The 10,702-nt window shown below is 30.8% G+C and carries 10 protein-coding genes and 1 pseudogene; 8 read left to right on the forward strand and 3 right to left on the reverse strand.

Going from position 1 to position 10,702, the window contains the following annotated elements:
• The first annotated feature begins 1,203 nt into the window (after positions 1–1,203).
• Complete coding sequence (locus G0Q09_RS13925) at positions 1,204–1,719, forward strand: helix-turn-helix domain-containing protein (protein ID WP_219035326.1); 516 nt, start codon at positions 1,204–1,206, stop codon at positions 1,717–1,719.
• 226 nt (positions 1,720–1,945) lie between these two features.
• On the opposite strand, the gene sucC is transcribed toward G0Q09_RS13925, so the two are convergent.
• Positions 1,946–3,139 carry an ADP-forming succinate--CoA ligase subunit beta gene (gene sucC, locus G0Q09_RS13930; RefSeq protein ID WP_114998939.1) on the reverse strand — a complete coding sequence of 398 codons (1,194 nt, stop codon included), beginning with the start codon at positions 3,137–3,139 and terminating at the stop codon, positions 1,946–1,948.
• 310 nt (positions 3,140–3,449) lie between these two features.
• Here sucC and G0Q09_RS13935 point away from each other — a divergent pair, with 310 nt between their 5' ends.
• The 3 genes from G0Q09_RS13935 to G0Q09_RS13945 all read left to right on the forward strand — a co-directional run bounded on the left by G0Q09_RS13935 (position 3,450) and on the right by G0Q09_RS13945 (position 5,697).
• The gene (locus tag G0Q09_RS13935; RefSeq protein ID WP_219035327.1) at positions 3,450–4,124 is read left to right on the forward strand and encodes an ABC transporter ATP-binding protein; all 675 of its coding nucleotides are present in this window, start codon (positions 3,450–3,452) and stop codon (positions 4,122–4,124) included.
• 102 nt (positions 4,125–4,226) lie between these two features.
• On the forward strand, positions 4,227–4,985 hold the full coding sequence (locus G0Q09_RS13940) for a TIGR02757 family protein (protein WP_219035328.1): 759 nt from the start codon (positions 4,227–4,229) through the stop codon (positions 4,983–4,985).
• A gap of 61 nt (positions 4,986–5,046) precedes the next feature.
• On the forward strand, positions 5,047–5,697 hold the full coding sequence (locus G0Q09_RS13945) for an alpha/beta hydrolase (protein ID WP_219035329.1): 651 nt from the start codon (positions 5,047–5,049) through the stop codon (positions 5,695–5,697).
• Positions 5,698–5,740: 43 nt separating this feature from the next.
• Here G0Q09_RS13945 and G0Q09_RS13950 read toward each other — a convergent pair whose 3' ends face one another.
• Complete coding sequence (locus G0Q09_RS13950; RefSeq protein WP_219035330.1) at positions 5,741–6,256, reverse strand: DUF8465 domain-containing protein; 516 nt, start codon at positions 6,254–6,256, stop codon at positions 5,741–5,743.
• A gap of 104 nt (positions 6,257–6,360) precedes the next feature.
• Here G0Q09_RS13950 and G0Q09_RS13955 point away from each other — a divergent pair, with 104 nt between their 5' ends.
• Genes G0Q09_RS13955 through G0Q09_RS13970 form a run of 4 tightly spaced genes read left to right on the forward strand, consistent with a single transcriptional unit; the run spans position 6,361 to position 10,597 of the window.
• Positions 6,361–7,545: a glycosyltransferase gene (locus G0Q09_RS13955; protein WP_219035331.1), complete on the forward strand. Its 1,185-nt coding sequence runs from the start codon at positions 6,361–6,363 to the stop codon at positions 7,543–7,545.
• A complete protein-coding gene (locus tag G0Q09_RS13960) occupies positions 7,532–8,443 on the forward strand; it encodes a glycosyltransferase family A protein (RefSeq protein WP_219035332.1) in 912 nt (303 codons plus the stop codon). The genes G0Q09_RS13955 and G0Q09_RS13960 overlap by 14 nt, the downstream gene beginning before the upstream one ends.
• 3 nt (positions 8,444–8,446) lie before the next feature.
• Entirely contained in the window at positions 8,447–9,889 is a 1,443-nt protein-coding gene (locus tag G0Q09_RS13965; RefSeq protein WP_219035333.1) for an MBOAT family O-acyltransferase, read from the forward strand.
• 3 nt (positions 9,890–9,892) lie between these two features.
• Complete coding sequence (locus G0Q09_RS13970) at positions 9,893–10,597, forward strand: hypothetical protein (protein ID WP_219035334.1); 705 nt, start codon at positions 9,893–9,895, stop codon at positions 10,595–10,597.
• Here G0Q09_RS13970 and G0Q09_RS15270 read toward each other — a convergent pair.
• Positions 10,590–10,702 (reverse strand): annotated as a pseudogene (locus G0Q09_RS15270) (IS982 family transposase); the annotation flags it as partial. The gene G0Q09_RS13970 and the pseudogene G0Q09_RS15270 sit on opposite strands and share 8 nt — an antisense overlap.

The following is a 10,702-nucleotide window of genomic DNA, read 5'->3' on the forward strand; positions in this document are numbered from 1 at the left end:
ATTTGGTATAACAGAAATAGAAGACATAAAGCTTTGAATTATAAAACTATTTTTGAGTTTAATAATAATTTACAATTTTTAAAAAATGTAGCTTAACTTACACTGGAAAATTCAGGGGGATATCCAAGCTGTCATTCTGAGCTTGTCTCAGAATCGCATTCAATATGTCATTTCGAGGTATCGAGAAATCTTTCTATCACTTTTTTATTCATAGCTTATCTATTTTAATTATCGGTATTCATGTGCCCTTCGAGGAAGAGAGCAAAAAAGTAATCAAAAAACTCTTGTCTTTGATTTTCGACGGTCAAAATTAGTTTCAGTCATTCAATATTTTAAATCATTTGCTACGCAAACAGTAAAATATTTTAACCATGACTTTCAGCTTTTTGACACTCGTCTCCAAATCATATGACATTTTCTACATCCTTTTCAATATTCAAATTCGCTGTCATTCTGAACTCGTTTCAGAATCCCATCCTTAGTCTCAACCTCAAATACATAATACAATGTACTTTTTACATCGTACAACTCTAAAATCTAAATACTAACATCTCAATACTAATAATAAGGTAGGCCCCAATAAATTTGGAAAATGATATGAAAGGCATTACTTTTAATGTGCGAAAAAAAGAGTATAACCTAGCTGTCAAAGTCTCCTTACCGAGGCTCTGATAGAGAGCGTGTAAAGAAAGGATAGCCCTTTGCTTTACGATCCGTGTTTTAAAAATGCTATAAATACGGAGTATTGTCCTTTAAAAGAATTAGTAAGACCAACAGACTTTGTCTGGTGGTTTTTTACGGATGAATGGAAATTGTTTCGTTCTCATTTTGTGTTGGGTTTTATGGAACGATGTTTCTCGTGCATGAAGAATTACTTGCAAAAAAAGCAAGGAGCGCTCTCACACTTTAGAACCATGGGCGACCAAACCCAGCTTTAAAATTCGAAAATTTATAAAGCTTCAACCTAAAGCTAATGTGAGAAACACTCCATGCCGTATACGAAAGTACAAAACTTTTGAGACATGAAGCGATTTCACAGTTCTCTCGGTTGAAAATTGGTCGTTTTGGTTCGAGATTACATCGTTTAATTATGACTATTAAAAGTCTAATTATCAATTCGCTTATACAAATATATTAAAAATAATTATACATGCAAATTATTTTTAATAACAACAATTAAATAACATGTAAAATTAATCTATAATGTCAAATTTTAGAGAAGATGGTTTAATTTTCAGAAAAGAAGTAGGACGTATTTTAAGAAAAAAACGAATCAAACTAGAATATTCTTTAGATGATATTGTAGAAATGACTTTAGTATCTAAAAGTAGTATTATCAATGTAGAAAATGGAGATAGTTCAAATATTGATTTTATTATTGAATATTCAAAAGCTGTAGGATATGATCTAAACACTCTTACTGGTTTCGGGATTAAATTAAAACCTCTTAAAGAGTTAAAAGAAGATAAAAAATCAAAAATAAGTTTAACTTATAAAGTTAAAGAGTATATATTAAATACTAATTTTCTAAATCAAGGTAAAACGATTGCTGAAATAAAAGAGGAGTTGGTTCGGTTGAAATTAGTGCCAAAGGATATAACTTCTGTTGCTATCGCTGGTGTTATGAGAAACTTAAAAAACGATGAGGTGGTGAGTTCAGAAGAAACAACTGGAAGAAAGGCTATTTATATTTCAAATCTTAATCAATACAAATATTGAAACTAAATGTATGATACAATAATGAGTATAGAAATCTAAATTACTAAGCTGATTGACAGAGGTATTATTTTTGACTTTGAATAAGATAAAATCAAAGAAATTCTTTAGATATTGGTTACTATAAATTAGAGCTTGTTAGTATACATAAAAATACAAAATTTTATCAATAAAAAAACCTCTCAAAGAATCCTTTGAGAGGTTTTATATATTGTAAATAAGTTAAATCTTAACCTACTAATTCTTCTACTTTATCAGCAGCGTCTTTTAATGTGATAGCAGAGTGAACAGCGAAACCTGATTCATCAATCATTTTCTTAGCGATTTCTGCATTTGTTCCTTGTAAACGAACAATAATCGGCACATTAATTTCGTCACCCATATTGTTGTAAGCATCTAAGATACCTTGAGCAACACGGTCACAACGTACAATACCACCAAAAATGTTGATTAAGATAGCTTTTACGTTTTTATCTTTTAAGATAATACGGAAACCTTTTTCTACACGCTCAGCATCAGCAGTACCACCAACGTCTAAGAAGTTTGCAGGGTTACCACCAGATAATTTGATGATATCCATAGTTGCCATTGCTAAACCAGCTCCGTTAACCATACATCCTACATTACCGTCTAATTTTACGAAGTTTAATCCAGCTTCACCAGCTTCAACTTCTGTTGGATCTTCTTCTCTTGTATCACGTAAAGCAGCAATATCTGCATGACGGAATAATGAGTTATCATCGATAGATACTTTAGCATCTACAGCGATAATTTGATCGTCTGATGTTTTAAGAACTGGGTTAATTTCGAACATAGAAGCGTCAATCGCAACGTATGCATTATATAAAGCAGTGATAAATTTAACACCATCTTTGAAAGCATTTCCTGATAATCCTAAGTTAAAAGCAACTTTACGCGCTTGGAAACCTTGGATTCCTACAGCAGGATCAATTTCTTCCGTAAAGATTTTGTCTGGCGTGTGCTCAGCAACTTCCTCGATATCCATTCCACCTTCAGTAGAATACATAATCATGTTTTTACCAGTAGCACGATCTAATAATACAGAAACATAGTATTCTTCAGTTTCAGATTCACCTGGATAATAAACATCCTCAGCAATTAAAACTTGATGAACTTTTTTACCTTCAGCCGAAGTCTGAGGCGTAACTAATTGCATTCCGATGATTTCGTTTGCTTTCTCTTTAACTTCGTCCAAGTTTTTAGCAAGCTTTACTCCACCACCTTTTCCACGACCACCTGCGTGTACTTGTGCTTTTACGACATGCCAACCTGTACCAGTTTGTTCAGTTAACTTTTTAGCAGCTTCTACAGCTTCTTCTGGTGTAGTAGCAACGATACCACGTTGTACTTTCACACCATATTTACTAAGAATTTCTTTTCCTTGATATTCGTGAAGATTCATTTTTTTTGATTTTTCAATTACAAAAATAAAAATATTGTTGATGTATTCTAAATTTTGCCATATTAATTTTATCAGCTTATGCTAAAAAAGTGGTTAATATTGTTTATTTAGAGGTTACAAGATACGAATATTAATGATTTAAAAAGTCAAAACAATTGTTATATAATTTTTAAATCGTACCAAGTACACTAAAATTTGTTTGTTTTGGGTTTAAAGCATTTTCGACGGATGATTGATTTTATAATTTTAATTCAAAAAAAACTTATCACTTATGATTTAAGACTTAGTACTTAATTTATATCTTTACCTCATGATAAAAGCAGAAAATATTGTTAAGAAATTTGGTGAATTAGAAGTGCTAAAAAATGTTTCTTTATCGATTGTAGAAAAAGAAATCGTTTCTATCGTTGGTGCTTCTGGAGCAGGAAAAACAACTTTGCTTCAAATTTTAGGAACATTAGAAAAAAGTTCTGAGCCAAAGAAATATAATACTTCTATTCAGATTGCGGGACAAGATATCACGAAATTAAACGATCGCGATTTATCTAAATTTCGTAATGAAAACATTGGATTCATTTTTCAGTTTCATCAATTGTTGCCAGAATTTAATGCAATAGAGAATATTTGTATTCCAGCTTTTATCAAAAAAACAAAAAAAGCTGATGCTGAAAAACGTGCAAAAGAGTTGATGTCCTATTTAGGACTTTCGCAACGATTAACACATAAACCGAATCAACTTTCTGGAGGAGAACAGCAACGTGTAGCAGTAGCTCGTGCGTTGATTAATCAACCTAAAGTCGTTTTTGCTGATGAACCTTCTGGTAATTTAGATTCTAAAAATGCTGAAGAATTGCACGAATTATTTTTCAATCTTCGAAACGAATTTGGACAAACTTTTGTCATTGTGACACATAACGAAGAATTAGCAAATATGACCGATCGAAAATTGGTAATGGCTGATGGTTTGTTTGTTGATAGTATGTAAAATCTTTTCGATTAAAATGATTTAATAAAGTTAATAGATAATCGTTTAGGATTGAAATTCTAATCCTCTATAACATATAATACTTCTTAGTATATTTGCTAAATGACAGAAATAAAGGATTTTTTAGACGAAAAAGTTCTTCAATATAATACATTAGACTTTATCGATTCTGATCCAGTACAAATTCCGCACAGATTTTCTGCGAAAGAAGATATCGAAATTGCTGGTTTTTTAGCAGCAACAATTGCGTGGGGAAATCGTAAAATGATTATCAATAATGCGAATAAAATGATGCAGTTGATGGGGAATTCACCTTACGATTTTGTAATGAATTTCTCTGAAAATCATTTAGACAATTTGGATGGATTTGTTCATAGAACATTCAATAGTGAAGATTTGAAATTTTTCATGCAATCGCTTCGTAACATTTATCAAAATCATGGCGGATTGGAACAAGTTTTTGCAAAACATCAAACTTCAGATTCAATGCAAGCATCAATTTCGAATTTCAAACAAACTTTTTTCGAAATAGAGCATCCAACTCGAACAACCAAACATATTTCAGATCCGTTGAATAATTCGGCTGCAAAGCGAATCAATATGTACTTGCGTTGGATGATTCGTGATGACAAACAAGGTGTAGATTTAGGAATTTGGAAATCTATTCCAACTTCTATTCTTTCGTGTCCTTTGGATGTGCATTCGGGAAATGTCGCACGAAAATTAAATATTCTGACTCGAAAACAAAATGATGCAAAAGCATTGAAAGAACTCGATACAAAATTACGAGAAATGGATGCAAATGATCCTGTGAAATACGATTTTGCTTTATTTGGTTTGGGTGTTTTTGAAGGGTTTTAACTGAACTGAAAATAATTTTATTTAGAAAAAATAGAATTAAATTCGCTAAAAATAAGTTTGTATGAAAGAATTGAATGGAATAAAATATATCGAACGTTTACCTGTTGTTTCGACGGAGAAAACGCCACTTTTTGTGCTGATCCATGGCTATGGAAGCAACGAAGAAGATTTGTTTTCGTTTGCACAAGATTTACCGCAGAACGCGCATATTATAAGTGTACGTGCGTTGCATGATATTGTGTATGGCGGATATGCGTGGTATGATATCAATTTTGTGAACAATGAAAAATGGATGGATGAAACGCAAGCGATAGAATCTCGTAATAAATTGGTCGAATTTATTGATGCAATTGTTCAACAAGAAAATTTAGATGCAGCAAATGTAACATTGATGGGCTTTAGCCAAGGTGCAATATTGAGTTATGCGATTTCGCTAAATAATCCTGAAAAGATTAAAAACGTGGCGATTTTAAGTGGTTATCCAGAAGCTAAAATTATTGGAGATTTTGATCAATCAAAAGATTTTTTGAATTTAAATTTCTTTGTTTCGCACGGAACAGAAGATGTTGTATTGCCAATTGAATTAGGACGAATGGGTGACGAGTTTTTAAAATCCTTGAATATTAATTTTGAATACCACGAATACAGAAGTGGACACGGAATTGTTCCTCAAAATTACTATGATTTGATGGATTGGATCAAAAGATTTTAACATAAAGCTGAATTAAATTCAGCTTCTCATCATTATAAGATATTTAAATAAATTTAACTTCTATGGCGTCGCCGTGATATTCCTTGAATGAGGCGTCATAGAATTCGATATTCGTATAACGATATAATAATTCGGTAATTTCTTTTTTCAGAATTCCTTTTCCATAACCGTGAATTAAAATCAATCGAATTTGACTTTCGAACATGGCTCGTTCCACCTCATTTCGAGCAACATCTAATTGCGTTTGTATAATTTGCGCATTATCCAAATCACGCCAATTATCAACTAAATTCTCGATATGCAAATCAATTTCTCGCGTTAAATACGGATGACGATGAGATTTGCGAAAAGTCTTAAATTTTGGTTTCGAAAATTCTTTGATTTCCTCATCGCGATATTCTTCATAGTCAATTTCAATATCTTTGATGATTTCGTCTTGATGATACTCATATTCAAAACCAAATTCATCATTAAAGTAAACAAAATCACCTTTCAATTTGGTAATTGTTCCCGAAATATTATCATCTATCACTTTAACTTTTGTTCCAATTTTGAACATTTTCTACTTTTTCTGCAAAATTAAGAATTATTTCATGAGTTTTTAGATTGTTGTATTATTCAATTCAAAATCAATGTTGTATTTTTGTCTATTAAACTAACCAAATGTCAAATCAACCTAGAAAAATAAAAGTACTTTTTAGGCTTCGTTCGTTAGAAATGGGGGGAGTTCCTAGAGTAGTTTTAGATTTATTGCGAAACTTACCAAAAGATAAATTCGATTTTACTTTGATGCTTAATTTATATCAAGGCGAATTAATCAAAGAAATTCCGACTGATATAAAATTAATTGTTGTAGAAAAAGGAAAAGAACAGATGAGCTCTAATTCTTCTGTACAGAAATTACAATTAATTTGGCGACGAATGAAATTAGAAGTTTACGATAAATTTCCTTCAATTTTATACAAATTAAAAGTTCCAGAAAAATACGATATTGAAGTTTCGCCTGGTTATGCAGAATTTGATATGGTGTTAAATTCTCCTGATAAAAAATCAAGAAAAATAGGCTGGTTTCATACAGATGTTGGATATGATAAAGATCAAGAACGTGTTTTGAGTAGAATTGAAAAAATGAAACGTTTTGATTTTATGATTTTTGGCTCGAAGCAAACACGTCAAGTAATCGAGGATTTGTATCAAGTTACCTATCCAAAATCGACTGTTATTTATAATGTGATAAAAGTGGATGAGGTTTTGAAAAAAGCCGAGCTTTTTGAGTATTCTTATGAAACAGATTTACCCGTTTTTTCTTCTATGGGAAGATTACATCATCGCAAAGGTTATCATACATTGATGAGGGTGCATAAACGATTATTAGATGATGGTTTTAATCATAAAATAGCGGTAATTGGTGGAGGAAACGAAATGGAAAATTTGATCAATCAACGTAAAGAACTAAATGTTGAAGATTCTTTTTTATTGTTAGATTCTCAAACCAATCCTTATCCTTATATTAAAGCATCTGATTATTTTATTTTGCCAACACAATCTGAGTCATATCCATTGGTTATAGGCGAAGTAATGTGCATGCGAAAACCAATTATTTCGACAAATGTTGGTGGAATTGCAGAAATGATAGATAATGGAGTAGATGGAGTTTTAATTCAATATAATGAAGATGAAATGTACGAATCGATGAAATCTTTTATGACAAATTCTACCTTAGTGTCTAAAATTGTTGATGGAACTGCAAATGCGTACAATAAATTTGATGAAAAAGAGATTTATCGTCAAGTTTCTGAAGTTTTCGAACAACAATATCAAATCAAACTTGAGAATGAACGAGGTTAAAATTACCATTGTCACGCCTTCATATAATCGTGCGCATACGTTAACGCGTGTGTATGATTCGTTAAAAAATCAAACATTCAAAGATTTTAAATGGATTATTATGGACGATGGTTCTACTGATGATACCAAAGAAATTGTTGAAAATTTTCAATCAGAAGGTTTAATTGATATTGAATATTTCTGGAATGAAAATCAACATAAATTCATTACTGTTTTTGAAGGAATTAAAAAAGTTACTTCTAAATACTTTATGATTGTCGATTCGGACGATTCTTATCCAGAGAATGCTTTACAAACATTATTTGATGAGGTAGAGAATATCAAAAGTCAAGACGAATATATTTCTGTAATGGGATTGTCGCAATATACAGATGGAAAAATAGTTGGTAATCAATATCCAAATAATGGATTTGATGGTTCTATTTTCGATATGCGTTACAAGTATAAAGTGCGTGGAGATAAGTTTGGAATTTTTATAACAAAGACTTATCAACAATTGTTGAAAAACTTTAATTATTCACCTTACAAAAGCAAAGGTTACATTCCACAATCGGTATTTTTTAATACATATGATGCGAATGGAGTAAAAACACGATTTGTTAATAAAGTTGTTCGTAACTATCATTTGGATGAAGCGGATGAAATTTCTGTTTCCAATACACGTTGGACAGGAAAAAACACATTTGGCTTGATGGAAGGTTATCGTTCTTTTCTTAATTCTTACGGGACTAAACTTTTCAAATATCCAAAAGCTTTAATCCGTAATTTGGTTGGTTATCAAATTTATTCGATAATTAATCATAAAAGTTTATCAGAAATTAATAAAGGATTGAAACAGTTTAAATTGTTGTCAGTATTGCTTTATCCGTTGTCGTATTTATATTTAAAATTGAAGTAAAGTATGTTATTTAATTCTATTTCTTTTGCGATTTTTTTACCAATCGTATTTACTCTTTATTGGTTATTGAGAAAGAATATGAAGTTTCAAAATATTTTACTTCTTGTAGCGAGTTATTATTTCTACGGATGTTGGGATTGGCGTTTCATGTTTTTGTTAGGTTTTTCAACTTTCTTAGATTATTATTCTGGAATCAAGATAGAAGAAGCAACTTCTCAAAATCTTAAAAAAATCTGGTTAACAATTAGTATTGGAATTAATCTTGGTTTTTTAGGATTCTTTAAATATTACAATTTCTTTGCAGATTCTTTTGCAGAAATGCTAAATGGATTTGGATTAGAAGTTCATCCTTGGACATTGCATATTATTTTACCAGTAGGAATTTCATTTTATACTTTTCATGGCTTATCTTATATCATTGATATTTATTACGGAAGAATAAAAGCAGAACGAAATGTTGTAGATTATTCAGTTTTCGTAAGTTTCTTTCCATTGTTAGTTGCAGGACCTATAGAAAGAGCAACTCATCTTTTACCTCAAATCAAAAAGAAGAGAGTTTTTGATTATTCTCAAGCAGTGGACGGAATGCGTCAAATACTTTGGGGGTTATTTAAGAAAATGGTAATTGCAGATAATTGTGCAATTTATGCGAATGAAATTTTTTCGAATCCAGAATCGCAATCTGGATCTAATTTAGTTTTAGGAGCTATTTTCTTTACATTTCAGATATATGGAGATTTTTCTGGATATTCGGATATCGCGCTTGGCGTAGCTCGTTTGTTTGGAATTAATTTATTGAAAAACTTTAATTATCCATATTTCTCTCGTGATATAGCAGAATTCTGGCGACGTTGGCACATATCGTTATCAACGTGGTTTCGCGATTATTTGTATATTCCGTTAGGAGGAAGTAAAGGCGGAAATTGGATGCGTGTTCGCAATACATTTATCATTTTTATTGTAAGTGGTTTTTGGCACGGAGCCAATTGGACTTTTATTTTTTGGGGATTTTTGAATGCTTTATTTATAATGCCATCAATTCTGCTGAAAACAAATCGAAATAATTTAGAAATTGTTGCGCAAGATAGGGTGTTGCCAAATTTCAGAGAATTATTTAATATGATTTTGACGTTTAGTTTAACCGTTTTCGCCTGGATATTTTTCCGTGCAAATTCAGTTACTCATGCTTTCGAATATATTGGAGGAATTTTTAGTCAATCACTTTTCTCATTTCCAACTTTACGTAAAAGTGCTTTAGCTACGTTAATTTTAGTTGCATTTTTATTGGTGATTGAATGGATTGGAAGAAGAAATAATTATGGAATAGAGAAGTTCTTAATTTCTAAACCAAGATGGGTAAGATGGTGTTTTTATGCTTTTGTTGTGATGTTAATCGGTTTGTTTTTACAAACAGAAGAAAGTCCATTTATTTATTTTCAATTTTAAAAGATGAAGAAATTTTTAATTAACATAGGTCTATTCTCATTATTTGCAATTGTATTTTATATTGTTATAATGCCAATTTGGAGTTCAGCTTTACCATTCTATATGTCTAAAAATGTAAGAAGTTGTATGGGATGTTATGGACATACATTTACACGAATGCAAGATGCACAGAAGACTAAAAATGTAGATGTTTTGATTGTAGGTTCTTCTCACGCGTATAGAGGAATTGATCCTAGAATTTTAGAAAGAGATGGAATTACAGCTTTCAACTTAGGTTCAAGTGCTCAAACTCCAATCAATACAAAAGTTTTATTACATCAATATTTAGAACAAATTAATCCAAAATTGGTCGTTTATGAAGCTTATGCAGGAACAATGAATATTGATGGAGTTGAATCTTCTTTGGATATTTTGAGTAATAATAAAATTGATATCAATTCAATTGAAATGGCAAATGAAGTGCATAATTTATTAGCGTATAATACTTTAATTTTTTCTGGATTTCGTCAAACTTTTGGTTTGAATAAAAGATTTAAAGAAGAAATTCATCAAGGAGAAGATACTTATATTTCGCCAACAGGATTTGTCGAAACTGATTTTAGAAAAAATATATTTAATGATGAAAAAATCTCGAAATGGGATTTAAGGGAAAGTCAAAAAGATGAATTGATAAATAATATAGAGTTTACCCGTAGTGCATTTAGATAATATTAATTTTTAAGTTGTTAATATTTCTATTTTGGTTTCTGTTTATTGTTTGAATAATAGTAAGCGTGAGTATTTTAGATAGTATCCTTGTTTTAAAGCCTAAAA

Origin of the sequence: Empedobacter falsenii (assembly GCF_019308355.1) — a bacterium.
Lineage (GTDB): Bacteria > Bacteroidota > Bacteroidia > Flavobacteriales > Weeksellaceae > Empedobacter > Empedobacter falsenii_B.